The organism is Marinococcus sp. LNSP9103-4 (genome assembly GCF_056034345.1).
This window is the reverse complement of sequence record NZ_JBQLIA010000004.1, coordinates 172,096-188,151: the sequence shown is the minus strand read 5'-3', so window position 1 is coordinate 188,151 and position 16,056 is coordinate 172,096. Positions and strand designations below refer to the sequence as shown.

Sequence of the window (16,056 nt, the reverse complement as noted above, 5' to 3'; positions counted from 1 at the left end):
GTATGGACCGTTCATTTTTAGTATTCGCTTACATCTTTATTTTATGGGGATTTCTGCACGAACACAATTAAAGGAAAATACAAATACGACAGGAGCGATGTTGACACGATTAAACAAACAGATCCAAATGCTGTAAAGCACCTCTAGCGCACGCAGACTTTTTCATTTATGTATAACTATTCGCTGATCTCTCTCCGGCATCCTTTATTTCATAAAAAATGCCGCGCTTAGCGCAGCATTTTTATTTCTTTATCTGGTCGGCGGGGCCATGAATTCAGGTCCAACCGGGTCTTTTACATGCTTATTTACAATTTCATTCACGGCTTTCATATCCGTCTGATCGAGCTGCCAGTTCATAATTTCCTCAATGCCGTTCATCTGATCCGGGCGGCGGCCGCCCCAAAGGGCTGTGCTCGTACCCGGCTGGTCCAGCACCCAGCGGACAGCTAAATGAATCACGCGCTTGTCATATTTATTTTTCACGTATTGATCGAGTTCATTTACCGCCGCAATATACTGTGGAAAACGGTCTGCCTGAAACTTTGGATCCCCGTTGCGGAGATCATCACCTTCAAATGTCGTATTTTCCGTCATTTTGCCGCTTAACAGCCCGCGGCACAGTGAACCATACAGCAGCGTGGAAATTCCCTGCTTTTCAGCATAAGGCAGAATGTCTTTTTCGATACCCCGTTCAAAAATGTTATACGGCGGCTGTATAACGTGAACCGGTACCGTTTTTTGAAATTCTTCGAGCTGCTCCACAGTGAAATTACTGACCGCTATTGCGCGGATTTTACCAGCATCGAGCACTTCCTTCATGGCTCCTGCCGTTTCGGCCATATCTGCTTTAGGATCCGGCCAGTGCACATGATAAATATCGATATGGTCAGTCTGAAGCCGCTGCAGGGAATCATCAATTTCCCGGTGGATCCGGGCAGCCGTACCGTCCCGGAAGGCACCTTCATCGTTCCAGTTCATGCCGCACTTGCTCGAAAGTACAACGTTTTGCCGTTTATTATCATGTTTTAACGCTTTTCCGACAATTTTTTCTGATTCTCCGAACCCGTAAGCAGGAGCAGTATCCACAAGGGTGATGCCTTTATCAAGTGCTGCATGTATCGTTTCAATCGACTGTTTTTCATCTGTACCGCCCCACTGCGTGCCGCCAATAGCCCACGTTCCGAGCCCTATGCGGGACGGGCGAAGATTCGTGCCGGCAATTGAAGTATGTTCCATGCTGAAAGTCTCCTTTATATGATGCGTAGTTGAACATACTTTTCCTCCAATGCCAGCATTTTAAACCGTGTCGCTTTTTAATTCCTCTACGATAGATGTCCCCTTCTCACTGCTTTCATCCTGCCACTGCCACTGTTCGTGCAGGCGGATTCTTCCGTCTTCCAGCACTTCCGGGACCGAATAGCACCTGCCGCCCCGGAGGCTCCAGTCCTCGTTTACATGATTGTAGCGGAATTCCAGATCTCCATTTGCATACACTTTTCCAATTAGAACACCGGAAACGACTTCACCACCCGAATAGCGGGCCCGAAGCACTGATCCCTCCTGCTCGTAATAAAAAACAGTCTGCCCTGATACCTCTCCGCCTGCGCTGTTCTCTATACCTGCAAACTGTCTGCCATGATAATTCACTGCTTTTCCTCCTTCACTGCCCAAGCGAACGGGCTAATTGGTTTGAAAACATGATGACCGCCAGAAAAAACGGACCGGAGCCTGCCATGATCCAGGCAACGGTCTGTGCCTGCACAAACTGGGTAATAAAAAATGACATGGAGGACGCCATTGTCACAATGACGAAAAAGCCGTCGAGCTGATAGGCGTAGATAATCGATACGCCGTAAAAAATGCCAAGAAAACCGAAAAAAAACGTACCCAGAATTGGATACAGAATATGATACTGATACGGCTCCACGAGCTTAAGAAGAAGCACTCCGACAATCGAACCAAGGTACGTGCATACCGCTAAAAGAAAAGCCAGATTGGGAAAAAGCTGCACCTCCCCCAGTATAATTGTATAAAATATAAATAACAGCAGGGTAACCGTACAGGCGGCTCCGCTGCCCTTTAAATACTCTCTCAGCATATCTGTCGATGTATCCATGCAATCCTCTCCCTGTTTCTTCCTTCTTTTCATATTATATCAGACAAACCCCACCCCTTGGCGTTTCTTTCTTTTTCCTATTATGCTAAGATAGTATCGGTAAATTCCAGGGAGGTGTTCATCGTTGGAGAGGGGTAAACGTTTAGCAATTATGATAGAAACAGCATTCATGGCTGCTCTCTCTTTTATTTTAGGATTTCTTGAATTCGGCGGACCGTGGCTCGCCGGCGGTTCGATTTCTTTTATTATGGTTCCTATTTTTCTAATGGCTTTTCGCCGCGGATGGAAAGCGGGACTTGCCACAGGGTTTTTGGCAGGAATGCTCCAGCTTCTGCAGGGAGCAACTATCGTTCACCCTGTTCAGCTTGTGCTTGAATACCCGATCGCTTACACGGTGCTCGGATTTGCTGCGATTTTTACGACACATGCTGTATTCCGGGAACGGATTCCTTACCTTTTAATGCTTATCGGCATTGTTTTCGGGGCACTGCTTCGCTATATCGACCATTTTGTCTCAGGCGTTATCTGGTTTGGAAGCTACGCTCCGGAAGGTACACCTGTGGTAGCGTATTCGGCACTTTACAACGCTTCGTATTTAATTCCGCAAACCATTATTACCGTTATTATTCTGTTTGTTATCGCAAAATACCGTCCGAAATTTTTTGATCAGCCGAAATGGAAATAGCATGTTAACGCAAAACACTTTAAAGCGGCAGTCATCCTGCCGCTTTTTTCTATGATGGAGACGTTTCCTTTTCCGGTCCCGGGGGAAAAGTTTATTAATAACTTTTGAGGAGGTCGTCAGTCATGCAGCCAATCAATACTGCTATTATCGCTTTTGGTTTTTCAGGGTCTGTGTTTCATACACCTATTATTGAAAAAAGCGATCACTTTAACATCCGTCTCGTTTCATCCTCGAGTCCGGAAAAAGTACATGAACGGCTTCCGGATGTTGAAGTTACCACTGAAGCAGAGGAAGCCTGCCGGCGGGAGGATATTGATCTTGTGGTCATTACGAGCCCAAACACGACGCATTATCCTCTGGCTAAAGCTGCAATTGAAAACGGCAAGCATGTTGTTTTGGAAAAACCATTCGTGCCTACATATGAGGAAGCCGTAGAGCTGACAGAGCTCGCCGAAGCAAATGATGTCGTTTTAAGCGTATATCACAATCGCCGCTGGGACGGCGATTTTTTGACGATCCGTTCCTTACTGGAAGCAGGGGCGCTTGGCGACGTTCACACCTTTCAGGGTACGTGGAACGACTATGCCCCGGAGGTGGAGGGGCTCTGGCGTGAGCAGGACCTGCCAGGCTCGGGAAGCTGGTTTGATTTAGGAGCCCATTTCATTGATCAGGCGCTTGAACTGTTCGGTATGCCGGAAACCATTTTTGCTGACCTTGAAATGCAGCGTCCGAAGACGAATAATACCGATTATTTTCATGCGATTCTTGGGTATCCGAACCAGCGGGTTATTTTACAATCCAGCTTTCTTGCTGTCGGAGAAGTTCCGAGATATATTGTGCATGGAACGAAAGGCAGCTTTGTAAAATACGGCTTTGACCCCCAGGAGGATATGCTGATTAACGGGAAAACACCCGGGGATCAGGGATGGGGCCTGGAAGACGAGACTTACTACGGGACGTATACCGATGCGTATGGAGGCACTGAAAAAATCCCTACGCATCAGGGATCGTACGAATCCTATTACGAAAGGATCGCCCAGGCCATCCAGGAGGACGGTAAAAATCCGGTGACCGCCATTGAAGCAAGCAGAGTCATCCGCCTGCTCGAGCTCGCCGAAAAAAGTGATTGGGAAAAACGTGTCATTCCAGTCTCCTTTAATAAATAATAATGCTTTTCCCGGAGTTCCTCCGTGCTTATGGGTTTTTATCACCCCTGTCTGCATGGGGGATTTTTATTTCCAGGATTGGAACAGTAGAAGTATGTCACTGGTCTCACCACGAATGAACGGAGAAATCCAGGTCCTTCTTTAAGTGGCTTTTCATCAGCGCTTCTGCCTCGTCCTCTTCGTGATTCCGGATCGCTTCAAGTATTGCTTCGTGCTCTTCAATCAGACGGGGCCTCTGGTGATACACCACTGTTCTCCGGAACAAAAAAATAACTGACTGCATCCGTTCAATGGTATCAATTAGTACATCGTTATTGCTCGCACTGACAATAATGTCGTGAAATTCCTTATTTGCTTCCATTATTTCCTCTGTTGTTCCCTGCTTTGCCGTCTCTATACACCTCTGCAGGCCTTCTATCCGGTCAGGACCCATGTAACGGGCAGCCTGGCGGACAGCAAACCCTTCGAGAAGTATCCGCACATCAAACGTATTCATTAAATCTTTAATAGTCGGATTAATCACCCGTTTGTCTTTAATCAAGCCCTCCTCTTCAAGCTTGCGCATTGCATCCCTTACTGGTGTCCGGCTGACCCCAAGTTGGTCTGCCAGTTTTACTTCCGTTAATTTTTCCCCGCGTTCATATTTTTCCTCAAATATGGCATCCCGAATTTTTTCGTATGCCGTATCCGAAGCAGAGTGCTGTTGCTTCATCGTGCCGTCATCCCTTCTGCTGCAATCTTTTGTTTTCATTATACCTATTTTCCAGAAAACAAAAAACCAAACAATTTATTGATATGTGTATACAAAATAATTATAATTGTGTACAATATTTTTATTGAAAGCCTTATCATTAAAAAAGGAGGAACATTTAATTAAATTTGTTGTCGATTAATTCTTTTAATGGGAGTGAAAAACATGGATGGAAGCACACTGATTATCGTATTTATTTTGTCATTAGCTTTTTTATTCTTTCTTATACTAAAAATTAAGCTGGATCCTTTTTTATCCCTTATTGCAATCGCTTTCTTAACTGCCCTTGTTGTTAGACTGCCTCTGGGAGAAATACCCGGAGTTGTTGCAGGAGGTTTTGGAGAAACGCTTACCGGAGTAGGAATTCTTATCGGTCTCGGTGTTATTTTAGGCCAGTTCCTTGCAGCTTCAGGAGCAATAGGGAAAATTGCTGACGCTGTTTTGAAGGTGTTTGGAGTTAAAAAATCCCCTTTAGGGCTCGGCCTTACCGGTACTGCCGTATCTATTTCCGTATTTTTTGACGCGGCTTTTGTGATTTTAAGCGGATTGATTAAAAGCCTATCCCGCCGTACAGGAATATCGGTTATCTCCTTCGTTACTGCTCTTGGTGTAGGTTTAATTGTTTCCCACAGCATAGTGATTCCAACGCCTGGTCCTTTAATTGTTGCCGAAAATACGGGTGCTGAATTAGGTTTATTCATTATATACGGTTTAGCTGCTGCCATTCCTGCAACTATTATCGGAGGTTATGCTTATGGGATGCTTGTAGGAAAGCGTATGAATCATACAGGAGAAACAGCAGAACTTGATACTGAAGAAATCACTGCTCCTAAAAAGCCAATAGGCCTCGGTCTTTCTTTAGGAATTCTACTTCTGCCAATTATACTTATATTGTCGAACACAGTTTTTCAAATCGCTGCTCCAAATCATTCTCTCGCAGGCTTGTTTGGTTTTGTGGGCGATAAAAACGTTGCTTTGTTTATTAGTGTGATTGCTGCTATCATTTTTCTTCGTCCATATATTAGTACATCTAATCAAAAATTGTATACAGATGCGGTTAATTCTGCCGGAATGATTATTTTAATCACTGGAGCCGGCGGTGCGTACGGCGCTGTTATAAATGAAAGCGGCATCGGTGATTATCTAATTGAAATAATGCAAAGCTGGTCCATCCCAATTATCCTGTTGGCATTTATTTTTTCCCAAATTTTGCGTGCTTCTCTTGGGTCAGCCACAGTAGCACTTGTTACCACTTCGAGTATTTTAGGACCGCTGACAAGTGAACTCGGTATTTCTCCTATTCTTTTAGGCCTGGCCATCTGCGCAGGAGCAATTGGACTGTCGCTTCCAAATGATTCCGGCTTCTGGGTAGTGAATCGCTTTGGCCGTTTAACAGTTCCACAAACATTGACAGCCTGGAGCCTTGGCGGCTTCGTTGCAGGTCTATCAGCTCTTGGTGTCGTTTTTATTTTAAGTCTCTTTTCAGGCATACTCCCCGGGTTATAATACATTTAATAGAAAAATAAGGAGTGAAACGATATGAATATCGGACAAATTGGTTTAGGCATTATGGGAGGGCCGATGGCCGAAAATCTTCTGAAGGCCGGTTTTGCACTGAAGGGATTTGATATCCACCCTGCAGCCAGAGAGCGGGTAATGGAAGCAGGCGGGAAAGCTGCTGATTCGGCAGGGGAAGCTGCTGAAAACAGCGACATTATTATCACAATGCTCCCCACCACCGCTATACTCGATGAAGTAATAATTAATGACATTCTGCCAGTCGTGAAAAAGGGAGCCATCGTTATTGATATGAGCTCTGTCTCCCCCGTGGACTCCAAGCGCTGGGCAGAGAGGCTTCAGGAAAAAGAAGCAGCCTTTCTGGATGCCCCGGTAAGCGGCGGTGAACCGAAAGCGATAGACGGTACGCTTTCCATCATGGCTGGCGGCAGCGATTACGCTTTTGCTGCTGCTTATCCAGTGCTGCGGGCTGTTGGCACAGACGTCACACATGTTGGTGAAGTGGGAGCCGGATCCACTACGAAGCTTGCCAATCAAATATTAGTAAATGTCACGATGGCAGCCATGTCGGAAGCCGTTCTTCTCGCTTCCAAAGCAGGAGCGGACATTGATAAAGTATATGAAGCCATCCGCAATGGCCTGGCCGGCAGCAGTGTACTCGATGCAAAAATCCCAAAAATTCTCGAACGGGACTTTACTGCAGGCGGACGCATTGACATTAATTTAAAGGATCTCTCTAACGTGCTTCAAACCGGCAAATCCCTCGGGGTCCCCCTGCCGCTTGCATCGGATGTGGCTGAAATGTATGAATCGATGATTGCGCACGGCAAACAATCCGACGATCACAGCGGCGTGCTTCAGCACTACGAAATGCTTGCGAACTATTCAGTGCCAAAAGGAGGAAAACACGGATGACACAGATAAATAGTTACATTAACTCCCTTCCAGATTACGATGAGAAGAAAGTAGACGCTTTTTTTACGGAAGCAGCCGAAAATATACCTCACAAAATCATCTCCCTCGACGACGATCCTACCGGTGTTCAGACTGTCCACGGCGTGCCGGTGTATACAGACTGGGAGGAGTCGACTATTCGGGAGGCCTTTGAAGACGAGCGGCAGCTCATCTTCATCCTCACAAATTCGCGTTCCTTCTCTGAAGCCGAAACAACGAAAGTCCATACTGACATCGCAGAGCGAATAGCCCGCGTATCTGAAGAAAAAAATCAGCCATTTCTGCTGATCAGCCGGGGAGACTCCACCCTGCGAGGTCACTACCCGCTGGAAACAGAGGTTTTAAAAGATACGCTCGAGGCCCGGACAGGCAAAGCAGTGGACGGAGAAATTCTTATTCCTTTTTTTGAACAGGGCAACCGGCGGACCGCTTTCGACGTCCACTATATTCAGCAGGGGGAAACCTTTGTACCCGTAGCGGAAACAGAATTTGCCCGCGACCGGATGTTTGGATTTGCTTCGAGCCACTTAGGCGAATATATAGAAGAAAAAACAGGCAGCAGATTTAAGAAGGAAGATGTTATTTCCATCTCTCTTGACGAGCTCCGCGCTCTCGACCTCGAAGCGATCGAGGCTAAACTCGAACAGGCCGCTTCCTTTCAAAAGATCATCGTTAACGCTGTCAGCGAAACAGATGTAAAAGTATTCTGCACAGCCCTGTTCCGCGCCGTGCAGAATCGGAAAAACTTTCTCTTCCGGACGGCGGCGACGTTTACTAAAGAAATTGGCGGTATTATCCGCAAACCGTATTTAGACGCGGAGATCCTCTTCGAGCACCAAAGTGACAATGGCGGTCTGATTATTATCGGCTCTCATGTGCAAAAATCGACGGAGCAGCTCGAAGCCCTAAAACAGCTGACCGATATCCAATTCGTGGAATTTTATTGTCCTGCAGTAATGGATGATAATGCCTTCCGTAAGGAAACCCGCCGCGTTCAGCAGGTCGTCAATGACTCTATCGAAGGCGGGACTACGGTATGCGTCTACACTTCCCGGGAGCGCATTGACTTAGGAGCGAACCGAAAAGAAGAAGAGCTGGCTCTATCCGTAAAAATTTCCGATGCAGTAACAAACTTTGTGAAAAATGCTGCTTCACAGCCGGCATTTGTCGTTGCGAAAGGCGGTATTACATCAAGCGATGTTGGCACGAAGGGGCTGCTCGTAAAAAAAGCAGAAGTGCTCGGGCAGATTGCTCCCGGTGTACCCGTCTGGCAGACAGATAAGAAAAGCCGCTTTCCTGGTATTCCCTATGTAATTTTCCCGGGAAATGTAGGAGAAAAAGAAACATTACAGCACGTCGTACAAACCTTACAGAAGCATATATAACATAAAGAACCGGCGGGAAGTTTGTACTGACCCGCCGGTTCATCTATTTTTCCTGTTTTTCTGCCGGCCCATTCAAACGGCTGCGAAGTTCTCTTGCAGCATCTTCCGGCTCGTCTGCCAGACTGATCGCAGAGATCAATGACACTCCGTCAGCTCCGGCCACCACAATATCAGCAGCGTTGGAGGCGTCAATGCCGCCGATACCTACAATTGGAAGAGCAATGCCTTCCGCCCGGAGCCGGCGGATGCCCTCCAGTCCGACTGGTGCTTTGGCATCTTCTTTAGTATCAGTCGCAAACATCGGGCCTACGCCCAGGTAATCCGCCCCGTCTGCAGCCGCCCGGTGTGCTTCTTCAATAGTGCGCACGGATACCCCGATCACCATGCGGGAAGGGCAGCGTTCTTTAACTTTAGAAGCCGGATCATCCTCCTGTCCGATATGAATCCCGTCTGCTTCGAGCCGGATCGCCATATCCACATCGTCATTAACAATAAACGGAACATTAAAGGCAGCACACTGGGCCTTCATCTTCCGGCCGAGCTGCCATTTTTCCTCTTCAGGCAGTCCCCCCTGGCCTTTTTCGCGGAACTGGAAGCACGTAATACCGCCCTGAAGAGCTTCCTGCAGTACCTCTTCCGGGTTTCGTCCACCTGTATTGTTGCTTCCCATAATAAAATACAGCTTCAAAATCTCTTTATCCATGGTTTCAGCTCCCTATGATTCCTGTTTGACGCGGATATAGTGGCGCAGATCCATTTCCTGTGTTGCGTGGAGGGCGTTTAATAATTCAATTTGAAAGGAGCCCGGGCCCTCCCTCGTCGTTAGACTGCCTGCGATTTCTGCTGCTGCCCCGTAATAAGCAAGTGCGGCTGCTACTGCTCCAGCCGAATGCTGAACGGTTAAAAAGGATGCTGCGATCGAACTGAGAAGACAGCCGGTGCCGGTTACTTTGGTCAGCAGCGTATGGCCATTCTGCACGATAAATACTTCGCCCTGATGAGCGACTGCGTCTTCCACTCCGGTCACCGCGGCAATTGCTTCAAACTTTCTTGCAGCTTCTTTGGCAAGCTCCGGGTTATCTGCTTCTCCCGAAGCGTCTACGCCCTGTATATTCCCGCTTTCGCCGAGCAGCGCGGCCATTTCTCCTGCATTTGCCCGGATCAGCGCCACGTCCAGCTCTTCGAGAAGAGCAATCGCCGTTTCGGTCCGGTAAGCCGTCGCGCCTGCCCCTACGGGATCCAGTACAACGGGGATGCCTTTTTCATTGGCTGCTTTGCCGGCGATCCGCATCGCCTTCACCTGTTCGCGGTTCAGCGTACCAATATTGAGTACAAGTGCGTTCGCTGCTTTTGCCATTTCGGCTGCTTCCTCCGGCGCGTTTGCCATAACCGGAGATGCGCCCATCGACAGCAGTCCATTTGCAGTAAAATTGGTTACTACTGTGTTCGTAATATTATGAATCAGCGGCCGTGTTTTTCGTACTTCCTCCAGCAGACCTATAACTTCCTTTGCTTTCATGCCGATCCCTCATTTCTTTATTTTAGTAGTTGATCGAGTGGAACGCGCACTCCCCAGTGGTTGACAGGCCCATTGCCTTTACCGATCTCCAGGGGGTGTGCAATCGCATTGGTAATATATTCTTTGCTTTCCTGCACTGCCAGATAGATGGACTTGCCCCGTGCAAGCTTTGCGGCAATCGCGGCTGATAGTGTACAGCCTGTCCCGTGCGTGTGCTTTGTATCCGTCCGCGGCGAACGGAAATAATGAATTTCTCCATCGACGTACAAAATATCGACTGCGTCTTCTTTCATATGGCCGCCCTTAACAAGCGCTGCCCGGGCCCCTAATTCATCAACAATTTTTTTAGCAGCTGCTTCCATCTCTTCGAGGGTCTGGATTTGAAAGTCCGTCAGGCTTGCTGCCTCAGCCATATTCGGCGTGACGACTGCGGCCAGAGGAAGAAATTCATTTTTCATGACTTCAAGCGTCTCCTTCTCAGACAGAGAATCGCCGCTCGTGGCAACCATCACCGGGTCAATAACCACCGGCAGGTCGTATTTTTTCAGCATGTTCACCGTCGTGCGGATCATATCCGGCGTTGCGATCATTCCGGTTTTTACCGCATCCGGCATAATATCATCAAAGACGGAATCCAGCTGGGCCTGAAGCAGACTGGTGCTCATATGCTCCACCTTTTGGACCCCGGTTGTATTTTGTGCGAGCACGCTCGTAATAGCAGACATCCCGTAGGCTTCACATTCCTGAAATGCTTTCAGGTCAGCCTGGATCCCAGCCCCGCCGGTAGGATCTGTTCCGGCTATGGTTAATACTTTAGGTACTTGTGGCATTCGTTGTATCCTCCTTTAGAAGGAATCCTGCTTTAGGTTCAAAAAAAGCTCACTCCCTGAAAGTAGAGAGTGAGCTTTGGCGTATACGTACGTATTTGTATAAAACGAAGCTCCACTTCCCTACGCTGGTACTACCCAGATCAGGTTCGAAGGGACCAAGAATGGTTCTTGTCTCAGCGCAGGCGCCCCTAGCGGATTCCTTACTATTTTTCTTAATCGTACGTGACGCACAGTCCTAATGTCAATTTTTTTCATCATCGCCGGATTTTTTATTTTTGTCTGAATCCTTCGAGGAACGGTCCCGTTCCTCATTTTGTGAGTTACCGACGATACGTTCGAGAAGGTACAGAATCTCATCCCGCGACAAGTCTTCGCGTTTTTTATCTTCTACATTCTCAGGTTCCTTGCTCTGTTCTGCAGCTTCATTATTCTGCTGGTCTTCATTATTATTCCGTTCTTCCTGTTCTCTCTTTTCCCGTTCCTTTCGCCGTTCTTCTACTTCCCAGCCGTACATGTAGCCCCCGTCCGGCATGGCGAATTTTTTATTCATGCTTCTTGTTTCTTTGGTAAACAAGGTATAGAGCGTTGGAATAATAAACAGCGTCAGGAACGTACTGCTGATGAGACCGCCGATGACTGCAATACCCATCGGCTGCTGAATTTCTGCTCCTTCCCCAAATCCGAGGGCAAGCGGCAGCACCCCAAGGATAGTCGTAGAAGCTGTCATCAGGATAGGGCGTGCCCGCTTTTTCACAGATTCAATAACGGCTTCTCTTACCGGCAGCCCCCGTTCCACCAGCTGATTCGTATAATCAACAAGCACAATCGCGTTGTTAACAACAATACCCGCAAGTACAATCAAGCCGATAAACACTGTGATACTTAGTGGTGTCTGGGTCGCAAACAAGGCAAGCATAACACCGATCACGACCAGCGGTACGCTGAACATTACCACAAACGGATATTTGAATGATTCAAACTGTCCAGCCATTACGAGATAAATGAACACCACCGCCAGCAGGAAGGCAAACACCAGACTCTGAATGCTGTCATCGAGAAGCTCCTGTTCGCCGGAGAAGTTCAATGTAGTCGCCGCTCCGGTATCTACATCGTCAATCGTATCCTCAATTAACGTAGAGGTTTCGTTCAGACTCGTTCCGGAGCCGTATGTGACTGTAAACTCAGTACTCCGCTCCTGGTCAAGCCGGTTAATAACCGCCGGCCCCTCTCCTTCTTCAATATCAGCCACGTCGCTTAAGCTGACGTATTCTCCTTCCGGAGTAGCGAGCTGCAGACTTTCAAGGTCCTCCTGGTTTTCAAGGGAATCCTCTGCATACTGCACGTTCACATTCAGCGGGCCTTCATTATCCGTCTGGATTGTCGACGCCACTTCCCCGCTTGTAGTACTGTTTACCGTCTGCGCGATTTCAGCCGGCGTCAGGCCATTATCCTGCGCATCGTCTTCGTTAATCTGCACCTGAATTTCCGGAGCAGTCTCTTCATCTGACGTTTCTACATTCCGAATCGTGTTTTCACTTTCAAGCTCCGACTGTACTGCGTCTGCATCTTCAGCGAGTCGCTCTTCATTTTCGTTTGAGAGCGTAAATTCCACGGAATTTGCTTCTCCGCCGCCGATGGCTGCAGAAGACGATAACGAAATATCTGCCTGCTCGTCCGTGTTTTCCACATCGGACTCAATTTCTTCAATCATTTCCTCGGTCGATATGTCCCGGTCTTCGAGATCCTCCATTGTAACTGTAATAGAAGCTTCATTGGATCCCGAGCTTCCACCGCCTCCGGCTGCAACTCCACTGCCGCCCGAGCCGACTACCGCCATATAGCTTGCAATCTCATCCTGGTTTTCAAGCACGCTTTCAATTTCGTCGACCGTTTCTCCGGTCGTTTCCAGATTTGTGCCATTTTCTTTTTCAACATTGATCGTGAAAAAGCCCTGATCTGTCGTCGGGATAAAGTTCACCCCGGTCTGGGCAATGCCGCCGGCTCCGCCAAGCAGCAGGAGCAGTGTTAACAGCAGAGCGACAGCGCGATGACCGAGGACCCAGCGGATCGAACGGTCCAGAAATCTCATCGGCCTGGATTTTTCACGCTTTACTTCCCTGTCTTCCGGCAGCGGCTTCAGCACACGGCTTGCAATCATCGGCACAACCGTGACAGCTACAAGCAGAGAAGCAAGCAGACTGAAGGCTACTGATAAAGCAAAGGCCTGGAAAATCTCGCCGACAATACCGGAAATAAAGACGATTGGCAGAAAGACAGCTACTGTCGTCAAGGTCGAAGCTGTAATCGCTCCGGCCACTTCCTTTGTACCGTCTAGAGCTGCCCGCTTAGGGAGTTTTTTCATCGACAGGTGCCTGTATATATTTTCAATAACAACAATCGCATTATCGACAAGCATCCCGATCCCAAGAGCCAGACCGCCCATCGTCATTAAGTTTAAACTCACATCGGTAAAGTAAAGAAATGCAAATGTCACAATTACCGAAAATGGTATCGCAATACCAATAATGAGCGGTGTCGTTAAGTTTCTTAAGAAGAAGAAAAGAACAACCATGGCGAAAACACCGCCGGCAATTAATGCAAGAGCTACGCTGTTAATGGATTGCTGAACGTAATCCCCTTCATCGTAAATAATCGTCGTGTCGAGATCATTGTACTGATCTTCCTCAAGCAGATCGTCCAGCGTATCGTTAAAGTCCGTGGAGACCTGGGCCGTATTGGCATCTGACTCCTTCAGCACGGTCATTTGAATACCGGGCTCCTGGTTCACTTCAGTGTAGGCTGTCTGTTCCTCAGTGGTACGCTCCACTTCTCCTACATCACTGACAGTAACCGTATCCCCGGATTCATCCTGGCCGACCGCCACTTCTTCCAAATCCTCGACTCCGCCAAGTTCATTGACTGTACGGGTCGTCAACGTTTGTTCTCCGGAGGTAATCGTTCCCCCCGGCTGCGTAATATTGTTTGCCTGAACGGCATTAGTGACGTCAGACTGGGTCACGTTGTTGTCTTCAAGCGATTCCTGGTCCAGCGAAATTTCGAATACTTCGTCCAGTCCACCGCTTGTATCAACACTTGCAACTCCTTCAGTGCGTTCAAGCTCGGTTATGATGTCATCCACCTGGCTCTGGGTTTCAGCCAGGCCGTTTCCTTCGGAATAAGCAGCCATTTGAATCATACCCTGCGCATCCGGATCAAACTCGATAAACGAAGGATCTCCCGCATCATCCGGCAGGTTGGCATTGTTCATGGCATTGTTGATTTCCTGCTGCACATCCTCCACTGAAGTGCTCCATGATAGTTCAAGCAGTACAAGGCTTGTGCCTTCCTCTGACTGGGAGGTCATGCGGTCCAGTCCTTCGATAGTGGAGAGCTGCTCTTCCATCGGTTCTGTAACGCTGCTTTCAATTTCTTCCGGGCCGGCGCCCTCATAGTTTGTCGCTACAGCTGCGACCGGTGGTTCAATCTCTGGAAACAGCTGCAAAGGCAGATTCGTCAGCGATACGAAACCCATCATGATAAATAAAATCATGCCGACAATGGTCAGTTTCGGCCGCCGGATAGATGTGCGGGTAATTTTCATGCATCGTTCCTCCATTGGTATGTATATTTCGATAGTTCATCGTCTAAACTGTTAAGTAACTTAACTACACAAACAACCTTAAACGACTGGATGGCTTCCGTCAATGAAGATGCATGGGCGGCCTGCTTCTTTTATTTTTTATACGCGTTATTAATTTCTTCCTCAAGCCGGTGTATAACCTGGGTTGCCTGCTTTAATTCTTCAAGCGGTATTTTGGCAATATACTGATCCACAATATTTTGTTGAAAAATTGTCAATTCTTCTTTCAGCTTCCGGCCTTTCACCCCATATACAAGCTGGGTTTCTCTTTTGTTTTCTTTATTGGAAGCGCGGTAAAGAAGATCTTCTTCTTCGAGACGCTTCATCGCCTGGCTTACCGCACTTTTTGAAATGCGCAGCCGGTGAGCCATCTCTGTGAGCGTCAGACCCTCGTGCCGCAGGTTCATAAAGAACAGCGCTTCCTGGCGGGTCGTTAATTGCAGCTCCCCAAGCATCGGAACCTCCGGCTGCAGCAGTGTACTAATATTTTCAAGTGTATTTACCGCCTGTTCAAACAGCTCTCTGTGTGTATATGGTTCCATTTCGCTCATCTTATTCATCCTTTTCCTTCAGCTTTCTTTGCAGCAATCTGCGGCTGTTCGTGCATATAAGCCCCTACAGCTCCACTGAATTCTCCGTAAGGAAGAAAGCATGGTTCTTTTCCCCGGAGCTTCGTGTAGCCGCCAATAATTTCTTTTAAATTGTCGTGCTTATCAAAGGTTGAACCAATATATACTATGGAATCGGTGTTCAGCCGGTCGGCCATCTGAACGCTCATCGTCGTAATCGTTTCACCGATCATCCGTACAACAGCAGCAATGTAGTCTTTATTTTCATACTCATTGTTTTTCATATTCATAATATTTCCGAAGTTGCTGGCCGTAAGATCCCCGGAAATCGGCGGCTCTTCATCAGTATAAATATCCTTTACCTTGACGTTCAGCGACCGTCCGTCCCCTTCTTTTCCAAGACGCAGTATTTCTTCATACGCTTCAATGCCGGTGAGAAGATAGGAAAGACCGATAAGCGTTCCCCCTCCCATCCCGCTGCCGCCAACGCGTTCGTATTCTTCCGGGCCAGCGAAGTGTATTGAGGTCCCGGTCCCGACGTTTGTAATAATATACGTGTCCCCGTAGGTATCGTCTTCATTAAAACGTTTCCGCAAATACGAAACGCCCCTACATGTGGCTTCAAACTCACTGATAGGCTCTGCAGCCCAGGGCAGGGACTTCCTCAGCGTTTCCGCCTTCCCTCCCGTAATATGAATAACTGGATTATCGACCCGCTCTTCAATCCATGTCTGCACCTGCTCCATGTCGGTGAGGGGTATTTTTTTCAGCTCCCATTCATCGTTCACACGGTAAGCAATTTTAATCAGCGTACCGCCTGCATCAATACCGACTACTTCATTTTTCATTCTTTTCCCCCTGTCCCGCGTTCAAATAGTTATATCTTCTGTCGTCTCTTCGTATTTTATCCTACTTCCTGAATA

At 47.8% G+C, this 16,056-nt stretch carries 15 protein-coding genes and 1 riboswitch; of the genes, 5 read left to right on the top strand and 10 right to left on the bottom strand.

What is annotated here, in order from left to right; genetic code table 11:
• Positions 1 to 249 precede the first annotated feature (249 nt).
• Genes ACTRXG_RS04745 through ACTRXG_RS04735 form a run of 3 tightly spaced genes read right to left on the bottom strand, consistent with a single transcriptional unit; the run spans position 250 to position 2,116 of the window.
• Positions 250 to 1,236: an aldo/keto reductase gene (locus ACTRXG_RS04745; protein WP_474284191.1), complete on the bottom strand. Its 987-nt coding sequence runs from the start codon at positions 1,234 to 1,236 to the stop codon at positions 250 to 252.
• Between the two features lie 60 nt (positions 1,237 to 1,296).
• Positions 1,297 to 1,647: an avidin-fold protein gene (locus ACTRXG_RS04740; RefSeq protein WP_474284190.1), complete on the bottom strand. Its 351-nt coding sequence runs from the start codon at positions 1,645 to 1,647 to the stop codon at positions 1,297 to 1,299.
• Between the two features lie 13 nt (positions 1,648 to 1,660).
• Positions 1,661 to 2,116, bottom strand: a complete 456-nt coding sequence (locus tag ACTRXG_RS04735) for a hypothetical protein (protein WP_474261434.1) — start codon at positions 2,114 to 2,116, stop codon at positions 1,661 to 1,663.
• A gap of 124 nt (positions 2,117 to 2,240) precedes the next feature.
• Between ACTRXG_RS04735 and thiT the strand changes: the two genes are divergently transcribed.
• Complete coding sequence (thiT, locus tag ACTRXG_RS04730) at positions 2,241 to 2,801, top strand: energy-coupled thiamine transporter ThiT (RefSeq protein ID WP_244897352.1); 561 nt, start codon at positions 2,241 to 2,243, stop codon at positions 2,799 to 2,801.
• A gap of 122 nt (positions 2,802 to 2,923) precedes the next feature.
• A complete protein-coding gene (locus ACTRXG_RS04725) occupies positions 2,924 to 3,967 on the top strand; it encodes an oxidoreductase (protein WP_474284189.1) in 1,044 nt (347 codons plus the stop codon).
• A 106-nt stretch (positions 3,968 to 4,073) separates the two neighbouring features.
• On the opposite strand, the gene ACTRXG_RS04720 is transcribed toward ACTRXG_RS04725, so the two are convergent.
• Positions 4,074 to 4,679, bottom strand: a complete 606-nt coding sequence (locus ACTRXG_RS04720) for a GntR family transcriptional regulator (protein ID WP_474284188.1) — start codon at positions 4,677 to 4,679, stop codon at positions 4,074 to 4,076.
• Positions 4,680 to 4,883: 204 nt separating this feature from the next.
• Here ACTRXG_RS04720 and ACTRXG_RS04715 point away from each other — a divergent pair, with 204 nt between their 5' ends.
• From ACTRXG_RS04715 to ACTRXG_RS04705, 3 genes are read left to right on the top strand one after another with little or no spacing between them, the layout of a single operon-like run.
• Positions 4,884 to 6,224 carry a GntP family permease gene (locus ACTRXG_RS04715; protein WP_474284216.1) on the top strand — a complete coding sequence of 447 codons (1,341 nt, stop codon included), beginning with the start codon at positions 4,884 to 4,886 and terminating at the stop codon, positions 6,222 to 6,224.
• A 33-nt stretch (positions 6,225 to 6,257) separates the two neighbouring features.
• Positions 6,258 to 7,151: an NAD(P)-binding domain-containing protein gene (locus ACTRXG_RS04710; protein ID WP_474284187.1), complete on the top strand. Its 894-nt coding sequence runs from the start codon at positions 6,258 to 6,260 to the stop codon at positions 7,149 to 7,151.
• Positions 7,148 to 8,575 carry a four-carbon acid sugar kinase family protein gene (locus ACTRXG_RS04705; protein ID WP_474284186.1) on the top strand — a complete coding sequence of 476 codons (1,428 nt, stop codon included), beginning with the start codon at positions 7,148 to 7,150 and terminating at the stop codon, positions 8,573 to 8,575. The genes ACTRXG_RS04710 and ACTRXG_RS04705 overlap by 4 nt, the downstream gene beginning before the upstream one ends.
• 43 nt (positions 8,576 to 8,618) lie before the next feature.
• On the opposite strand, the gene thiE is transcribed toward ACTRXG_RS04705, so the two are convergent.
• The 6 genes from thiE to coaW form a co-directional block, all read right to left on the bottom strand.
• A complete protein-coding gene (thiE, locus tag ACTRXG_RS04700; protein ID WP_474284185.1) occupies positions 8,619 to 9,278 on the bottom strand; it encodes a thiamine phosphate synthase in 660 nt (219 codons plus the stop codon).
• Between the two features lie 12 nt (positions 9,279 to 9,290).
• Positions 9,291 to 10,094, bottom strand: coding sequence for a hydroxyethylthiazole kinase (gene thiM, locus ACTRXG_RS04695; RefSeq protein WP_474284184.1), 804 nt, complete (start codon positions 10,092 to 10,094; stop codon positions 9,291 to 9,293).
• Between the two features lie 17 nt (positions 10,095 to 10,111).
• Positions 10,112 to 10,924: a bifunctional hydroxymethylpyrimidine kinase/phosphomethylpyrimidine kinase gene (thiD, locus tag ACTRXG_RS04690; protein WP_474284183.1), complete on the bottom strand. Its 813-nt coding sequence runs from the start codon at positions 10,922 to 10,924 to the stop codon at positions 10,112 to 10,114.
• Between the two features lie 100 nt (positions 10,925 to 11,024).
• A riboswitch (TPP riboswitch) is annotated at positions 11,025 to 11,124 on the bottom strand.
• 41 nt (positions 11,125 to 11,165) lie between these two features.
• Entirely contained in the window at positions 11,166 to 14,525 is a 3,360-nt protein-coding gene (locus ACTRXG_RS04685) for an efflux RND transporter permease subunit (protein ID WP_474261442.1), read from the bottom strand.
• 131 nt (positions 14,526 to 14,656) lie between these two features.
• On the bottom strand, positions 14,657 to 15,115 hold the full coding sequence (locus tag ACTRXG_RS04680; RefSeq protein WP_474284182.1) for a MarR family winged helix-turn-helix transcriptional regulator: 459 nt from the start codon (positions 15,113 to 15,115) through the stop codon (positions 14,657 to 14,659).
• 5 nt (positions 15,116 to 15,120) lie between these two features.
• Positions 15,121 to 15,981: a type II pantothenate kinase gene (gene coaW, locus ACTRXG_RS04675; RefSeq protein ID WP_474261444.1), complete on the bottom strand. Its 861-nt coding sequence runs from the start codon at positions 15,979 to 15,981 to the stop codon at positions 15,121 to 15,123.
• Positions 15,982 to 16,056 lie beyond the last annotated feature (75 nt).